This is a genomic window from Acinetobacter sp. AOR14_HL (assembly GCF_027855175.1).
Lineage (GTDB): Bacteria > Pseudomonadota > Gammaproteobacteria > Pseudomonadales > Moraxellaceae > Acinetobacter > Acinetobacter calcoaceticus.
On record NZ_JAKTII010000015.1, the window covers coordinates 152,570 to 167,724 of the forward strand.

Here is a 15,155-nt window from a genome sequence, read left to right on the forward strand (position 1 = left end):
TCAAATCTCTTTTATGTTTGTTTTTATAGATCAATCGTGACTGGGCTAAGGGCTTGGTTCACGCATAACTTAATTGCACGATTTGGTTGATCGTCAATTTCACCTGTTAATATATTCTGGGTGACACCACTGACTTTGGTACACGTACATTGGTTGCATACACCCATACGACAACCATGCTGTGGACGTAAACCAGCTTGCTCTGCACTGCTTAATAACGTTGTCGTGGCAAGAAAGTTTTGTTGCGAACGACGGAATATGATTGGTTGTGCTTCATTAGATTGTTCGATTTGAACAGGCATGAAAAACTCTTGATGGAAGTTTTCCAACGCATCATGTTGCTTATAAATATCTTGTGCCTGACGCATCATGCCGTGATGACCACATGCATACATTTGTAGGTCTTTAAAGTTCGGGACCAGTTTCGTCAACAATTTCGCATCTAAATGCTGCTTTTGCTCAGTGGTATTAAAAAAATGATATTGAAGCTCTGGATGCTTTTCTGCCAAAGCTTTTAATTCAGCATGAAAAATTTCTGCGCGATTAAAGTAAATGACATGAATCTGTTCGAGCTGCTGTTTCAAAGCTTGCTGCAAAAGTGAATAAATTGCAGTAATGCCACTACCTGACGCAATTAAAATAGCTGGCTGTTGACCTGAATGTAGTGTGAATTCACCTTGTGGCTGTGAAATCTCAATGCACTCTCCAACATGTAATAGTTGAGCTGCACTAGACACTAAGCCCTGTACTTTAATACCTAAAGAGATTTCACCTTCATTCGTTACATCAATAATTGAATAACTACGCTGGTGGTAAACCCCATCTATAAGTAGGGTCAATAAAATACTTTGTCCAGCACATACCTGATCGAATTTAAAATTACGATTCGGTTTTAGCTTGATAAGCACCATATCGGTATGTAGAGACTGAACTGCGGTAACTTCTGCAAGTACGCGTTTCCAAGCCCAAGTCACGTTAATTTTCTGCAAAACAAAATCAACGAAATCTTCTCGAACCAAATGTGGCTGATAACTAAGTGTTGCGTTCATACGTTCCTCTTTTGTATCTGGCTATTTATTTGAGTGAACACATGTTCGTATAGTGAACATATGTACACTATATTTATAACTGTTCACTCAGTCAACACTTGTTCACTATTTTTTTTATGAAAGTTTGCTCTTTTTTGTTAGACTCTGGCTCACGGTTTAAATAGGTTCTTTTAATGTCGATACGGGATGAACGAAAACAGCAAAGTCGTCAGGCACTCCTTGATGCAGCCTTGCATCTGAGCACGTCTGGGCGTTCGTTCAGTAGTATCAGTTTGCGTGAAGTTGCACGTGAAGTTGGTTTGGTGCCGACAGCGTTCTATCGTCATTTTCAAGACATGGATGAACTTGGTAAAGAACTGGTTGATCAAGTCGCACTACACTTAAAAAGTGTTTTACATCAATTGGGTCAAAGTTATTTACAACATAAATCTACGAAAACTCAGACCAGCATTGAGCTATTTGTTCAGGCGGTAAATCATAGCCCTAAGCAGTGGCAATTTATGATTTCCGAACGTTGGGGAGGTTCAGAAACGGTTCGTTCAGCAATTGCCCGAGAAATCGAATTTCTGATTGAAGATTTGACTACAGATCTCACCAAACTCGAAAATTTCAAACATATTCAACAACCTCAAGACTTAAATGTCTTGTCTACTATTTTGACAAACATGTCATTTACGTGGGCAATGACGTGGCTCAACCTATCTAAACAATATCAAGACGAGCAGCTCAAACAGCAACAAACTGCCTTTATCGAAAATGCCTCTACACAAGTTCGCTTACTCTTTAGAGGGATTGCAAACTGGGAACGGTAAAAGCGGCAAATGACAAAAAACAGGTTATGTGGTAATACGTAAAGAGAGAAAGAAAAAGGCTAAAAATTTCGAGAAAAGTCTTTTTCTTTTTACAGGAAGTAAATTATTAGTTAGGCCAAACTGGTGTGGGAATACCTATGAATCTTGATCGTCATACACAGTTTTTGATGCGCAAAGAAAAAATTCTAAGCGTGGCAGAAAAATTGTTACTAGAAAACAATCAGGAAATTACTCTAGATGAGTTAGTGGCCGAGCTGGATATTGCTAAAGGCACACTTTATAAGCATTTTAGAAGCAAAAATGAGCTTCTACTTGAGTTAATTATTCAAAATGAAAAGCAAATTTTAGAAATTTCTAAAAAATATAATACAGATTTCAAAGAGTATGCTCCTCATTACATGCTTCACCATTTGCTTACGCCTGGAAAAACGATTCTATTGCATCAACTTGAAGAAAATCTGACGATGACAGAGTCTAAGTTGAAGCATCTTTTCGAAGAACTTTATGAAATCCGCCAACAGCGCATTTTAGCTATTAAAGATATTACGGAAAATTATTTAAAATCATTAAATTATGATATGTCGATTCGTGATTATTTGTCTTACATCTGGTCACTCACTTATGGCGCATCATTACTTTTAAATTCTACGTATTACCAGCGTTCTATTGGTTCTCGCCAAAAATTAATTAATTTATATATTAATCAGGCCTTATCGCTACCAACCCAAACAGTTAATTTTGATGTTTTAAATTTTCAAATTGAAGATGAAAACTCAAAAAATTAATTGAAATATTTCGTGATAATTAACAAAAAATTAAACATCGATATAAATTTTAAGTGAATAAAAATGGGCTTCAGATGAAGCCCATTTTTGAAGTAAAGCCTAAACAACTTATTTTGCTTTACGTTCTTTCTCAATTAAATAATTAAGAACTTGAGTGACTTTACCATCTTCACCCTGCACAACATATTTACCATTCACAACAACTGCAGGTACGCCTGTTAATTGGTACTGTTGAGCAAGTTTATTTGATTCAGCAACTTTTGCAGTCACAGCAAATGAGTTGTAAGTGCTATTAAATTTCTGTTCAGGCACGCCATAACGTGTGAAGAACTTAGCCGCAGAAGCCTGATCAAAAATTTGCTGACCGTTTACCTGAATCGCATGGAATAATGGTAAATGCGTGCGTTTACGTACACCTAATGCCTCAGATGTATAATAGGTACGCGCCCCTTGTTCCCACATTTTATTCATTGCAGCTGGTGTACGTACAAAACGCACATCTTTAGGAATCTGTTTTAACCACGTTTGCATATGCGGTTCAAGTTTAAAACAGTGTGGGCATCCGTACCAAAAGAACTCTCGAACTTCGATTTTCCCCGGAACTTCCACTTTGCCTGGATTGGCAATCACGGTGTAGTCTTTACCAGCAACAAAATCTGCTGCCATTGCACTACCCGATACGGCCATAATTGCTGCACTCAAACCACCCAAAACCAATTTTTTCATTGCTACAGCTTTTCCTCTAAGTTGTTATGCATTAGCTTATGCCCTAAATATAAAACAAATATGCTAAATTCGTTTTGCTTCTGTGAAGTTTTTTATTGGGTTTATCGCTTTTTTCCCAATAATCGCTACACTAACGGCGAACTATATCCAAAAAGATAACTCAAGTTTAGAGGTAGCACCATGTCGCAATTGAATGTTGATTTACAAGAAATCGCAAAGTTTGAAGCACTTGCTGCCAAATGGTGGGATCAACATTCTGAATTTCGCCCACTTCATCAAATTAATCCACTACGTTTAAATTGGATTGATGAACGCGTAGGCGGACTTGCTGGAAAAAAAGTACTTGATGTCGGCTGTGGTGGCGGTATTTTGGCTGAGAGCATGGCACGTCGAGGAGCAGATGTACTTGGTATTGATATGGGTGAAGCACCGCTAGCTGTTGGCCGTTTGCATGCTCAGCAAGACAATGTTCAAAATATTGAATATCGCCAAATTCCTGTAGAAGAATTAGCACAAGAACAAGCCGGTCAATACGATGTAGTCACTTGCATGGAAATGATGGAACACGTTCCAGATCCAGCATCTATTGTAAGAGCTTGTCAGGCTTTGGTTAAACCGGGTGGCCATGTGTTCTTCTCAACCATTAACCGTAACCCAAAATCTTATTTATTTGCCATTATTGGCGCAGAATACGTACTACGCATGTTGCCAAAAGGTACACATGATTATCATAAATTTATTCGCCCATCTGAAATGGCACATGACATTCGTAATGCAGGCCTTACCTTAAAAGAAATGACTGGACTGCACTACAATCCGCTTACCAAGCATTACTGGTTAGCGCCAAATGTCGACGTTAATTATATGGTTCACACGATCAATACAGGTGCATGATGAAAGCTGTTTTATTTGATTTAGACGGTACTCTTATCGATACGGCTGCCGACTTCATTCGTATTATTCAGCAAATGTGCCGTGATGAAAGACGTCCGGTTGTTGATGCCGATCTAATTCGTACTCAGGTTTCTGAGGGTGCACGTGCGATGGTTAAATTGGTCTATCCAGAGCTGGATGTGACCAATCCGATTTTCTTGGCACATCGCCAAAACTTTTTAGACATTTACGGCAATAACATTGTGGTCGATACAGACCTGTTTGAAGGCATGTATCCGCTTCTAGAAACTTTAGAAGCTAAAGAAATTCCGTGGGGTATTGTGACCAATAAACCTCGTGGTTTAAGCGAGTCTCTCTTAGAGAAGTTAAATCTGACTGAACGCTGCGCGGTTTTGGTATGTCCTGAGGATGTTAGTAAAACTAAACCAGACCCTGAACCAATGTATTTGGCTGCTAAACAGTTAAATATCCCAGCAAATGAAATTATTTATGTGGGTGACCACCCACGTGATATTGATGCTGGTCGCAATGCCAATATGTATACTATTTTAGCTGCATATGGCTATTTACCAATCGAACACCGTGATGATCTCACTGCATGGCAGGCCGATTCGATTGTAAATACGGTGACAGAATTACACGATATGTTACGTCAAAAGCTTCCTGCTCTACAGGAAAATCAGCGTATGATAAGTTAACATAAGAGTTTTATAGGCTTTTTTAACAGTTATTCGTTTTATCAATATAAAAAGAAGGAGGTTTACCAATGAAATATTCAGAATACCAACCTCGTCCAGATCTACTCAAAGATCGAATCATTTTAATTACCGGTGCTGGCGATGGAATTGGGCGAGCTGCAGCTCTGACTTATGCCCTACATGGCGCAACCGTTGTACTGCATGGTAGAACCTTAAATAAACTTGAAGTTATTTATGATGAAATTGAAAGTCTAGGTGCACCGCAACCGGCAATTTTACCGTTACAGCTTTCGAGCGCTTCTGACCGTGATTATGACTTTTTAGTCGATACGCTCGAAAAGCAGTTTGGGCGTCTTGACGGTATTTTGCATAATGCTGGTATTTTAGGTGAACGCGTTGAGCTGGCACATTATCCATCGGAAGTATGGGATGATGTCATGGCAGTTAACTTGCGCGCCCCTTTTGCTTTGACTCAAGCGTTATTACCACTTTTGCAAAAATCAGAAAATGCCTCTGTCGTCTTTACCAGCTCTGGCGTAGGTCGCGAAGCACGTGCCTTATGGGGTGCATATTCTGTCTCAAAAATTGCAATTGAAGCGGTCAGCAAAATTTTTGCAGCGGAGAATACTTATCCAAATATCCGCTTTAACTGCATTAATCCAGGCGCGACACGTACCGCAATGCGTGCCAAAGCCTATCCACAAGAAGATCCGAAAACACTACCTACACCAGAGTCGATCTTGCCTGCTTATCTCTATTTAATGGGTGAAGATAGCTTGGCGCTCAATGGTCAAAGTATCGATGCACAGGATTAAAAAGTTAAAGATGAAAAGCTAAAGAAAATTACAGCCGATCATCAAATCTGGCTTGCCTATACCTGAAAAGATATATACAAGCCTTTTTTATTATTGATAAAAACTCTTGATCTATCCGTAATTTTAATTGAACCATTAAATGATCTTCACAGTTTCTCTGCATTTTGCGCGTAGAGTATTCAACATGAGAGACATCAGATGTAAACGAGGATGCATCATGAAAAAGTTGTTCACAATCTTAACCCTTTCCATAGCCGTACTCACTACAAGTATGGCGAGCTTTGCTGATCCTCCTTTTGACCGAGGCCATGGCCACAAAGGTCCTAAAGGAGGAGGACCACGCGGTGAATGGAACGATCGTGGGCCAGGATTTGGACGTGATCATGATGAAGATCGTGTCCGTGACGAACGCCGTATGCGCGAAGAACGTGGTTTTGAAAGGCTTAAACAGCATCGCTGGCAGCCTGGCTATGTCATGCCACAGCACTATCGTGGTAATGGCTACAAAGTCGACTATAAAGACAGTAACTTGCCGAAACCAGGCCGCAGTCAACAATGGTACAAAATCAATAATGACTATATTTTAGTCGACACTGATTCTAATAGTATTGTTAGTATTCGTGGTTTTTAAAACGATAGATCCTCGCTATCGCTGAATAAAAAAGGATAAAGCCTCTGGGTTTTATCCTTTTTTATTACTTATATATTTTAAAAATAAAAAGATTTTTTATAATCTTACACTTCGTATTTTCTTAATTTCTTCTTATTTCATAGTTAGTTTTCACATTTATTCTTCGTAGCCTCCACGATTTATCTGTAATTGTTCACTAATCTTTAGTTATTGAAATTTAATTCATCATTCGAGGTTTACAATGAAAAAACTAACAACAGCAATTGTTCTTTCACTCAGTGGTTTAGTTGCAACAACAGCAATGGCAGCACCTAACGATCATAATCACCATGGCAATTACCAAAACCATGAAGTAAAAACCGTTAAAGTAATTAAAAAAGATGACCATCGTAATGTTTGGCGAGCAGGTCAAGTTGTACCCCGTGAATATCAACACTCACGTTACGTGATTGACTATCGTCAGCATCAAAAATTAACTAAACCGGGTCGCTACCAGAAATGGTACAAGGTGAACGGAAATTATGTGCTGGTAAATGAACAAAGCCACAAAATCATTAGAGTTGTTCACTAATTCTAAAATTCTTTAAACACCCAAACTCTGATTTGGGTGTTTTTTTATCTAAAACATGCGACTTTAATCTTTTTTGTTTAGAATCATCTCTATATCTTTTTGCTGTTGATTCGAGATCGGTATGCCAAGCAAGTCTTTAGAAAAGTCGCATAATAACACCCAGCATTATGTACACTGGTTTCGACACTCAGCACCCTACATTAATGCTCACCGCGATAAAACATTCGTATTGATGTTTGGTGGTGAAGCAGTCCGTCATCCTAATTTCGAACATATCATTCACGATATTGCTTTATTACACTCTCTTGGTATCCGTTTAATCTTAGTTCATGGCGCACGTCCGCAAATTAATCAAAATCTTAAAGAAAAAGGAATTGAAACCCCTTTTTATGACAACTGCCGCATTACTACACGTGAATCTTTAAGCTGTGTCATGAGTGCCGTAGGCTCCATTCGCCTAGAAATTGAAGCATTGCTTTCTATGGGCTTAGCGAACTCTCCAATGTACGGCGCTCGAATAGATGTGATATCGGGTAATTTTGTGACTGCTAAACCTTATGGCATTCGTGATGGAATGGATTTCCAACTCACAGGTGAAGTTCGTTCTATTGATACCGATGCGATTGATCGACACCTCGATAATCATAATATTGTGCTACTGGGGCCAACAGGTTATTCCACTACAGGCGAAGTATTTAACTTAAGAGCAGAAGAAGTTGCGACCAAAACTGCAACTTATTTAAAAGCAGATAAACTCATTTTTCTTGGGGAACAACAAGGGCTTCTTAATGAGGATGAACAAATATTACGTGAGTTAAGCCCACATCAGCTCGACTACTATATTCAACAATACCAAACTATTAGTCCGACACTCACTTTACATTTGCAACAAGCCAAAAAAGCCTCTTTATCTGGCGTACATCGCGTACATCTCATTTCATACGCCTATGATGGCGCCCTTCTTCAAGAGTTATTTACTCGAGATGGTATAGGGACCATGATTACCGATGCACATTATGAAGAAGTTCGCACAGCCCATATTCAAGATGTGGGTGGTTTAATGAATTTATTACGACCTTTAGAAGAAGAAGGCATCTTGGTTTATCGTTCACGAGAACGTTTAGAGCAAGAAATCAGCCAGTTTGCTGTCATTGAACGCGACGGTATGATTCTAGCGTGTGCTGCACTTTATCCAATTCCGACTGAGTTTAACGAAACTCGTTCTGCAGAAATTGCCTGTGTTGCCGTGCATCCAAGTTATCGTAAATCAAACCGTGGTAGCCAAATTCTGCAATTCCTTGAAGAAAAAGCCAAAGAACAAGGTATTCATCAATTATTCGTTTTAACAACGCGTACCGCTCACTGGTTTTTAGAACATGGTTTTCATCAGGTCAGTGTTGATGAGTTGCCCAATGCTCGTCAAGCGCTCTATAACTACCAAAGGAATTCTTTAGTGTTTAAAAAGCTGCTCCCTTAGCCTTTGCTCTTTTTAAGATATTCTTATTTCAGATAAGCTTAGTTAAAAAAGTACAACCATAAATGCTATTAATTTATGGTTGTACTTTTTTTAAATCTCTGTTTTTAATGTTTTAATATTTTTTATTTTATTTACATCAACTTAATCACAATTCATTAAACATATTTCTTTTAGATAAATCATTTTTTTGCATAAGTTTATAGCCTATTGTGTTTAGCTTTTTTTTGCATAAATAAAGACCGAATACTTATTTTTTCTGAAATAAAAATCCCTTTAGGGTATCTGCTCACCCAATTATTTTTTCTTTTCTCTTTCGGGGAGCACGAAACCTCATGGCACTTTTCAACACCACTTCATGGGCAAAATATTCAGTCATCGCGGCCAGCCTAGCAGGAGTGATGATGCTAAGTGGTTGTGCCAAAAAAGAGGAACAAGCCACCACAACTTTAAATATTGGCTATCAAAAATATGGCATCCTTCCTATTTTAAAGGCCCGTGGTGACCTAGAAAAAGTACTAAAAGATCAAGGTGTACAAGTAAAATGGGTTGAGTTTCCTGCTGGCCCTCAATTGCTTGAAGGCTTGAATGTAGGGAGCGTTTCACTTGGTGAAGCAGGTGAAGCTCCCCCAATCTTTGCTCAAGCTGCCAATCCAAATTTAGTCTATGTCGCAAACCAACCCGCTGCGCCAAAAGCAGAAGCGCTATTGGTACAAAAAGATTCTCCAATCCACTCTATTCAAGATTTAAAAGGCAAACGTGTTGCTCTTAATAAAGGCTCGAATGTTCATTACCTGTTATTGAAAGTTCTAGAAGCCAACAACTTAAGCTTAAGCGATATTCAACCTGTTTATTTACCGCCATCAGATGCACGTGCGGCCTTTGAAAAAGGTGCGGTAGATGCATGGGTGATTTGGGACCCGTTCTTTGCAGCGGCTGAACATCAAATTCAGGCACGAGTTTTAGCAACAGGTGAAAATTTGGTAAGCAATCATCAGTTCTATTTAGCTGACCGTAAGTTTGCAGAAAATAATCCGAAAGTTCTCAACACAGTCGTGCAAACCCTTAACCAGACAACTGAATGGGTCAGCACACATCAGGATGAAGCTGCCAAGCTACTCGAAAAACCTACAGCACTTGAGTTTGATGTACTCAAAACTTCCATTTCACGTATGGGTTTTGGAGTTCAGCCAATCTCTGACAAGGTGGCGAAAGAACAACAACAAGTAGCTGATGCCTTTTATGCGCAAAAGCTCATTCCAAACAAACTCACCATTCAAGACGCCATTTTAAAACTGAAATAAACCCAGCATAGGCACGGCTTAAATAATCATATAAATGCTGTGCCTTGCCTCAAGGGGAACAAGGATATCGATATGCAACATCAATTATTTTTCAATAAGAGTCAGTGGGTACAGTTAGTTAAACGTATTAGCGCAGTCACTGTACTAGGTTTAACAATTGCAGCGCCAGCTTGGGCAATTGATCCAACTGTGAAAGAACTTCGTATTGGTTTTCAAAAAAGCTCTATTAATTTTGCGATTGCCAAACAGCAAAAATTATTTGAACAAGAATTTCCAAATGCCAAAGTTACTTGGAATGAGTTCCCTGCTGGCCCACAAATTTTAGAAGCTTTAGCTGTCGGTTCACTTGATGTTGGAGTCACTGGAGATACCCCACCAGTCTACGCACAAGCAGCTGGCAAGCCTTTATATTACATTGCTTATGAAGCGGCTAAACCGCTGGCATCGGCAATTTTAGTTCCAAAAAACTCACAACTGAAACAGCTTAAAGACCTGAAAGGCAAACGTATTGCACTGCAAAAAGGTTCCAGCTCTCATTATTTACTTGTACAAGCCGTACGTAAAGCAGGCCTAAACTGGAGCGACATTACTCCAATTTGGCTTACTCCTGCCGATGCTCGTGCTGCATTCCAAAAAGGTGCCGTTGATGCATGGGCAATTTGGGACCCTTACTTCGCTTCAGCACAATTAGAAGATCAAGCCCGTATTCTTGCATCAGGTAAAGGCTTAAGTCCGAACTATACATTTTACTTAGCCGCTCCAGATTTTGTTAAACAATATCCTAAAGCGGTTTCTGGACTCATCAAACAAATCAATCAAGCCGACAAATGGGTTCAAAGCCATCAAGCAGAAACGGCAAGTGCCATTGGGCAAAGCACAGGCCTTAAGCCTGCGACTAGTGACTTATTCATTAAACGTCGTCCACGTCCATCATCGGCAGCGCCACTCAACAGCAAAGTTATTGCTGAGCAACAGCAGCTCGCAGACATTTTTACCCAACAAGGCATCATTCCAAAACCAATCAGCATCAAACAAGCTGTTTGGATTGCCAAGTAATTTCAATAGACATATAGGTAATGCACATGAAAATTTTCTGGTTTATTCCTACCCACGGTGATAGTCGCTATTTAGGTACAAGTAAAGGCGCTCGTCAGGTTGACCATGCCTATATGAAGCAAATTGCTGTGGCAGTAGATAATTTAGGTTATGAAGGTGTACTTATTCCAACGGGTCGTTCATGTGAAGATCCTTGGATTACAGCGGCTAGCCTAATTGATGCAACACAACACCTTAAGTTTTTAGTCGCATTACGTCCGGGTGTAACCACACCAGCTTTGGCAGCACGTATGGCTGCAACATTTGACCGCTTGTCGAATGGCCGTGTGTTACTCAACTTAGTCACTGGTGGCGATGAAGCCGAACTACGTGGTGATGGATTATATGAAGATCACTCAACGCGTTATCAAACAGCCAACGAATATGTGAAAATCTGGCGTGAGATTTTGACGCGCTCACATACGGGTGAAGCATTTACCTTTCACGGCGAGCGTTTACAAGTTGATGATGCAAAACTGCTTTATCCACCTGTTCAAAAGCCTTACCCACCACTTTGGTTCGGCGGTTCTTCAGACGTCGCTGTCGACTTGGCCGCTGAGCAAGTCGATACGTACCTCACGTGGGGTGAGCCACCAGAAGCAGTCAAACAAAAGATCGAACATGTTCGTGCCAAAGCTGAGGCTAAAGGCCGTAAATTAACTTATGGTATTCGCTTACATGTCATTGTTCGCGAAACAAATGAACAAGCATGGGCAGCAGCTAACGAACTTATCCAATATCTTGATGATGCGACCATTGCTGCCGCACAGAAAAAATTTGCACAAATGGACTCTGTCGGTCAACAACGTATGGCAGCTCTCCACGGCGGTAATCGCGACAAGCTTGAGGTGTCTCCAAATCTCTGGGCAGGTATTGGCCTAGTCCGTGGTGGTGCGGGTACAGCACTTGTAGGTGACCCTGAAACAGTCGCAGCCCGTATTCAGGAATATGCTGACTTAGGTATCGATACCTTTATTTTCTCGGGCTATCCGCACCTTGAAGAGTCAATCCGTTTTGCAGAGTTAGTATTCCCTCTACTACCAATCGAAACCCGAGCGAAACTTGCTCAGCCAAATTTAACCGGTCCATTCGGTGAAATTATTGCCAACAACTATGTTCCCGACGAGAAGAAGCAAAATAGTTCCGTCAAGGAGCCTGCATGAGTAAAGATGAAAGTATTGTTTCACGTGGAACAAAACAAATCGGGCAGCATTTGCTGCCTTGGATTTTCCCGATCATCCTATTGATTGTCTGGCAAATTGCATCGAGTTCTGGTCTTTTAGAAAGCCGTATTTTGCCGGCACCCACGGCAGTCATTTCCGCTTTTTGGCACTTACTCGTTAGCGGAGAATTATGGCATCACGTTAAGGTCAGTGCAGGTCGCGCTTTGCTTGGGCTTTTAATTGGGGGCGGATTGGGTTTGCTATTGGGTTTACTTAATGGCTCTTCGCGATTTGCCTCTACCCTACTCGATACGACCTTGCAAATGATTCGTAACATTCCAGCATTAGCACTTATTCCACTCGTCATCTTGTGGTTCGGTATTGATGAAACAGCAAAATTATTTTTAGTCGCAGTAGGTGTTTTTTTCCCAATTTATATCAATACCTATCACGGGATTCGGTCAGTTGATCCTCAATTGATTGAGATGGGTAAAAGCTACGGACTTTCACGTTGGCAACTTTACAAAGAAATTATTCTTCCAGGTGCGATGCCTTCTATTTTAGTCGGTTTACGCTTTGCTTTAGGTTTGGTTTGGGTATTGCTCATCGTTGCTGAAACCATTTCTGCTCAAGCTGGTATTGGTTATATGACCATGAATGCACGTGAGTTTTTACAAACAGATGTGGTACTGGTCGGTATTCTTCTTTATGCCTTACTAGGCAAACTGGCAGATGTCTTAGCACAGATTTTAGAGCGCTATTTACTACGTTGGCACTCTGGATATCAGAAATAAGGGAGCTTAAAACATGACAAATCTGAATTTAAATATTAATCAGAATGACGTGCAGCTCATTCCTGAAGAGCCAACAGAATCACAAGAACCTACATTAGGCGCAGAGATTCTGATTGAGCAGCTGTATAAATTTTATGGCGAGGTTAAGGTTCTTGAAGATCTTGACTTACACATCCAACCTGGTGAATTTTTAGCAATTGTTGGTCGAAGTGGCTGTGGTAAAAGCACGTTACTACGTTTAATTGCCCAACTTGAAAAAGCCAGTTTTGGTGAAATTAAATTTAAGTCTGCTCGCCATTTGCGTGAAGGTATTACCAATGATGATATTCGAGTCATGTTCCAAGATCCTCGTTTACTTCCTTGGAGAAATATTCTTCAAAATGTTCAACTTGGACTACCAAAATCGCAACATGCTTTAGCTGAAGAGTTACTAGAAAAAGTTGGTTTAAAAGAAAAATCAGGACAATGGCCTTCACAACTCTCTGGCGGCCAGCGACAACGTACAGCTTTAGCACGCGCACTGTCACATACGCCACGCATTTTGTTGTTAGATGAACCTTTGGGTGCATTAGATGCCCTCACCCGTCTTGAAATGCAAAGCCTCATCGAACGCTTGTGGAAAGAACAAGGCTTTACCGCCATTTTAGTCACACATGACGTAAGTGAAGCAGTGCAATTAGCTGACCGTATTATCTTATTAGATAAAGGTCAGATTGCTCAAAGTTTCCAAGTTAATTTGCCACGCCCACGCAAAAAGAGCATTAGTTTTGCCCAACTTGAGCAACAAGTACTCGATGCTGTTTTGGCAACTTAGGTTTGCAATGAGTAATAAGAACCGTTCAATCGAAAAATGCCCAATTTACGAGCAATAAAGCTGCTGTTTTATTGCTCTTTTTTAGGGCGAAATTTTAAAAATATTTTTAAGAATAACAATAAACTAGTTAAATTCTTTATTTTTTGCACAATAGTATATCTATTACGCAAATAACTAGCCGTTTTTTGATTAAAAAAGCAAGACACCTGTGCACAAATCAAACAATTTCCCTTACAATGGGAATATTATTTTTTTAATTATGCAGCAGATGGAACAAAAAAAGAGTACCCAAAAGCGCAATCAGCTTCTTGCTGCCGCCCTTGACGTATTTTCGGTCTATGGGTTCACTGGCGCAAGTCTGGATGAAATTGCCCAACTCGCCGACATGCATAAGTCGAATATTTTCTATTACTACGAAAATAAAGAGTCTTTATATGTAGAAGTGCTCACAACTGTTTTACAAAAATGGTTGGCCCCCTTACAAACATTAGAATCTGAATTAGAACCAGCCGAAGCCCTATCTCACTATTTAATACAAAAAATCGAACTGTCTCGTAGCCAACCGAAAGCATCTAGATTGTTTGCATTAGAAATAATTCAAGGCGCTCCGCATATTTTACCTATTCTCAAAGGACCATTAAAAAAACTATTTAAGCGTAAAGCTAAAGTCATTCAGACTTGGCAAGAAGAAGGAAAGATTTCACCAGATATCGATCCAGAATTATTAATTTTAAACATTTGGGGCCTTACGCAAAACTATGCAGATTTTGCAACCCAAATGGAAATGGTGACTGGAAAAACTCTTCGTAACCGAAGCATGTTCCAACGCTCAATTGAGCACACAGTACACCTGATGCTCTACGGTGTATTGCCTCGTTAAAACCAAAAAAAAGATCGGCAAACTTGCCGATCTTTTTTTAGAAATGATTTTGATAAAGGGCCAAAAGTTTTTGGGCGCCTAATAATAAATTTTCTTCCCAATCCAGATGTGCAGTGTCATCTGCTCCATCAGTAATATACTTCACCGAAATCAAGCGAACTCCTAACTTATGGCAGACTTTGGCTAAAGCATAACCTTCCATATCCACCACATCGCAAGCTACCTTTGGCTGGCCTGTTTCAAATGAATCGCCAGTACCACAAATCCCCTTTGGTAAATCAGCAAAATGTGGTTGAAGGTGAATTTCAGCTGGCAAGTGATCATCTAACGGCGTTACACCTACTTCAAACCCTAACGGTGAAACATCCATATCACGTTGTACAAAAGTCTTCACCTCGACCAAATCATGGCGATTAAACGCAGAGCTTCCTGCTGTACCCAAATTAATTAAAGTTTTACACCCTGTTTTTTGAATAACCTCAAATGCTTTAAAAGCAGCATTAATCTTGCCAATACCACTGTAATGGACTTCAACACCTGCCTGTTCAAATAAACCTTTAGATTCATTAGGAAGTGCCATAATTAAAGCAATATCAGTGTTCATTCAAAAAGCTCAAATCAAAATTAAATAAAATTAGAAAATAAGTATA

17 protein-coding genes are annotated in these 15,155 nt (G+C 39.9%); 14 read left to right on the forward strand and 3 right to left on the reverse strand.

What is annotated here, in order from left to right:
- Positions 1-23 precede the first annotated feature (23 nt).
- Complete coding sequence (locus MKL38_RS15105) at positions 24-1,049, reverse strand: ferredoxin reductase (RefSeq protein ID WP_270903665.1); 1,026 nt, start codon at positions 1,047-1,049, stop codon at positions 24-26.
- A gap of 173 nt (positions 1,050-1,222) precedes the next feature.
- Here MKL38_RS15105 and MKL38_RS15110 point away from each other — a divergent pair, with 173 nt between their 5' ends.
- Positions 1,223-1,861, forward strand: a complete 639-nt coding sequence (locus MKL38_RS15110; RefSeq protein WP_270903666.1) for a TetR family transcriptional regulator — start codon at positions 1,223-1,225, stop codon at positions 1,859-1,861.
- 137 nt (positions 1,862-1,998) lie between these two features.
- Entirely contained in the window at positions 1,999-2,646 is a 648-nt protein-coding gene (locus MKL38_RS15115; RefSeq protein WP_270903667.1) for a TetR/AcrR family transcriptional regulator, read from the forward strand.
- A gap of 108 nt (positions 2,647-2,754) precedes the next feature.
- On the opposite strand, the gene MKL38_RS15120 is transcribed toward MKL38_RS15115, so the two are convergent.
- Positions 2,755-3,372 carry a thiol:disulfide interchange protein DsbA/DsbL gene (locus tag MKL38_RS15120; RefSeq protein ID WP_002120747.1) on the reverse strand — a complete coding sequence of 206 codons (618 nt, stop codon included), beginning with the start codon at positions 3,370-3,372 and terminating at the stop codon, positions 2,755-2,757.
- Positions 3,373-3,552: 180 nt separating this feature from the next.
- On the opposite strand from MKL38_RS15120, the gene ubiG reads away from it, so the two are divergent.
- The 12 genes from ubiG (at position 3,553) to MKL38_RS15180 (ending at position 14,505) form a co-directional block, all read left to right on the forward strand.
- On the forward strand, positions 3,553-4,266 hold the full coding sequence (gene ubiG, locus MKL38_RS15125) for a bifunctional 2-polyprenyl-6-hydroxyphenol methylase/3-demethylubiquinol 3-O-methyltransferase UbiG (RefSeq protein ID WP_003655787.1): 714 nt from the start codon (positions 3,553-3,555) through the stop codon (positions 4,264-4,266).
- Positions 4,263-4,964, forward strand: coding sequence for an HAD family hydrolase (locus tag MKL38_RS15130; protein ID WP_080026059.1), 702 nt, complete (start codon positions 4,263-4,265; stop codon positions 4,962-4,964). The genes ubiG and MKL38_RS15130 overlap by 4 nt, the downstream gene beginning before the upstream one ends.
- Before the next feature lie 68 nt (positions 4,965-5,032).
- Positions 5,033-5,779: a YciK family oxidoreductase gene (locus tag MKL38_RS15135; protein ID WP_005037682.1), complete on the forward strand. Its 747-nt coding sequence runs from the start codon at positions 5,033-5,035 to the stop codon at positions 5,777-5,779.
- Between the two features lie 217 nt (positions 5,780-5,996).
- A complete protein-coding gene (locus tag MKL38_RS15140) occupies positions 5,997-6,410 on the forward strand; it encodes an RcnB family protein (protein ID WP_005037684.1) in 414 nt (137 codons plus the stop codon).
- Positions 6,411-6,651: 241 nt separating this feature from the next.
- Positions 6,652-6,981, forward strand: a complete 330-nt coding sequence (locus MKL38_RS15145) for an RcnB family protein (RefSeq protein ID WP_004640333.1) — start codon at positions 6,652-6,654, stop codon at positions 6,979-6,981.
- Between the two features lie 121 nt (positions 6,982-7,102).
- A complete protein-coding gene (argA, locus tag MKL38_RS15150; RefSeq protein ID WP_017389268.1) occupies positions 7,103-8,458 on the forward strand; it encodes an amino-acid N-acetyltransferase in 1,356 nt (451 codons plus the stop codon).
- Positions 8,459-8,790: 332 nt separating this feature from the next.
- Positions 8,791-9,759, forward strand: a complete 969-nt coding sequence (locus MKL38_RS15155) for a sulfonate ABC transporter substrate-binding protein (RefSeq protein ID WP_198078005.1) — start codon at positions 8,791-8,793, stop codon at positions 9,757-9,759.
- 72 nt (positions 9,760-9,831) lie between these two features.
- A complete protein-coding gene (locus tag MKL38_RS15160) occupies positions 9,832-10,815 on the forward strand; it encodes a sulfonate ABC transporter substrate-binding protein (RefSeq protein WP_270903668.1) in 984 nt (327 codons plus the stop codon).
- A gap of 26 nt (positions 10,816-10,841) precedes the next feature.
- Positions 10,842-12,017 carry an FMNH2-dependent alkanesulfonate monooxygenase gene (ssuD, locus tag MKL38_RS15165; RefSeq protein ID WP_005071784.1) on the forward strand — a complete coding sequence of 392 codons (1,176 nt, stop codon included), beginning with the start codon at positions 10,842-10,844 and terminating at the stop codon, positions 12,015-12,017.
- Complete coding sequence (ssuC, locus tag MKL38_RS15170; protein ID WP_003655804.1) at positions 12,014-12,811, forward strand: aliphatic sulfonate ABC transporter permease SsuC; 798 nt, start codon at positions 12,014-12,016, stop codon at positions 12,809-12,811. Before ssuD ends, ssuC begins: the two co-directional genes overlap by 4 nt.
- A gap of 13 nt (positions 12,812-12,824) precedes the next feature.
- On the forward strand, positions 12,825-13,625 hold the full coding sequence (locus MKL38_RS15175; RefSeq protein WP_003655806.1) for an ABC transporter ATP-binding protein: 801 nt from the start codon (positions 12,825-12,827) through the stop codon (positions 13,623-13,625).
- Positions 13,626-13,884: 259 nt separating this feature from the next.
- Complete coding sequence (locus MKL38_RS15180; RefSeq protein WP_003655809.1) at positions 13,885-14,505, forward strand: TetR family transcriptional regulator C-terminal domain-containing protein; 621 nt, start codon at positions 13,885-13,887, stop codon at positions 14,503-14,505.
- A 37-nt stretch (positions 14,506-14,542) separates the two neighbouring features.
- Here the strand turns inward: MKL38_RS15180 and MKL38_RS15185 are convergent, their stop codons facing one another.
- Complete coding sequence (locus MKL38_RS15185; protein WP_004640319.1) at positions 14,543-15,109, reverse strand: 5'-methylthioadenosine/S-adenosylhomocysteine nucleosidase family protein; 567 nt, start codon at positions 15,107-15,109, stop codon at positions 14,543-14,545.
- Positions 15,110-15,155 lie beyond the last annotated feature (46 nt).

Coding starts and splice junctions, on each gene's coding strand:
- MKL38_RS15105 (WP_270903665.1), bottom strand. CDS start 1,049: ATGAACGCAACACTTAGTTATCAGCCACATTTGGTTCGAGAAGATTTC.
- MKL38_RS15110 (WP_270903666.1), top strand. CDS start 1,223: ATGTCGATACGGGATGAACGAAAACAGCAAAGTCGTCAGGCACTCCTT.
- MKL38_RS15115 (WP_270903667.1), top strand. CDS start 1,999: ATGAATCTTGATCGTCATACACAGTTTTTGATGCGCAAAGAAAAAATT.
- MKL38_RS15120 (WP_002120747.1), bottom strand. CDS start 3,372: ATGAAAAAATTGGTTTTGGGTGGTTTGAGTGCAGCAATTATGGCCGTA.
- ubiG (WP_003655787.1), top strand. CDS start 3,553: ATGTCGCAATTGAATGTTGATTTACAAGAAATCGCAAAGTTTGAAGCA.
- MKL38_RS15130 (WP_080026059.1), top strand. CDS start 4,263: ATGATGAAAGCTGTTTTATTTGATTTAGACGGTACTCTTATCGATACG.
- MKL38_RS15135 (WP_005037682.1), top strand. CDS start 5,033: ATGAAATATTCAGAATACCAACCTCGTCCAGATCTACTCAAAGATCGA.
- MKL38_RS15140 (WP_005037684.1), top strand. CDS start 5,997: ATGAAAAAGTTGTTCACAATCTTAACCCTTTCCATAGCCGTACTCACT.
- MKL38_RS15145 (WP_004640333.1), top strand. CDS start 6,652: ATGAAAAAACTAACAACAGCAATTGTTCTTTCACTCAGTGGTTTAGTT.
- argA (WP_017389268.1), top strand. CDS start 7,103: ATGCCAAGCAAGTCTTTAGAAAAGTCGCATAATAACACCCAGCATTAT.
- MKL38_RS15155 (WP_198078005.1), top strand. CDS start 8,791: ATGGCACTTTTCAACACCACTTCATGGGCAAAATATTCAGTCATCGCG.
- MKL38_RS15160 (WP_270903668.1), top strand. CDS start 9,832: ATGCAACATCAATTATTTTTCAATAAGAGTCAGTGGGTACAGTTAGTT.
- ssuD (WP_005071784.1), top strand. CDS start 10,842: ATGAAAATTTTCTGGTTTATTCCTACCCACGGTGATAGTCGCTATTTA.
- ssuC (WP_003655804.1), top strand. CDS start 12,014: ATGAGTAAAGATGAAAGTATTGTTTCACGTGGAACAAAACAAATCGGG.
- MKL38_RS15175 (WP_003655806.1), top strand. CDS start 12,825: ATGACAAATCTGAATTTAAATATTAATCAGAATGACGTGCAGCTCATT.
- MKL38_RS15180 (WP_003655809.1), top strand. CDS start 13,885: ATGCAGCAGATGGAACAAAAAAAGAGTACCCAAAAGCGCAATCAGCTT.
- MKL38_RS15185 (WP_004640319.1), bottom strand. CDS start 15,109: ATGAACACTGATATTGCTTTAATTATGGCACTTCCTAATGAATCTAAA.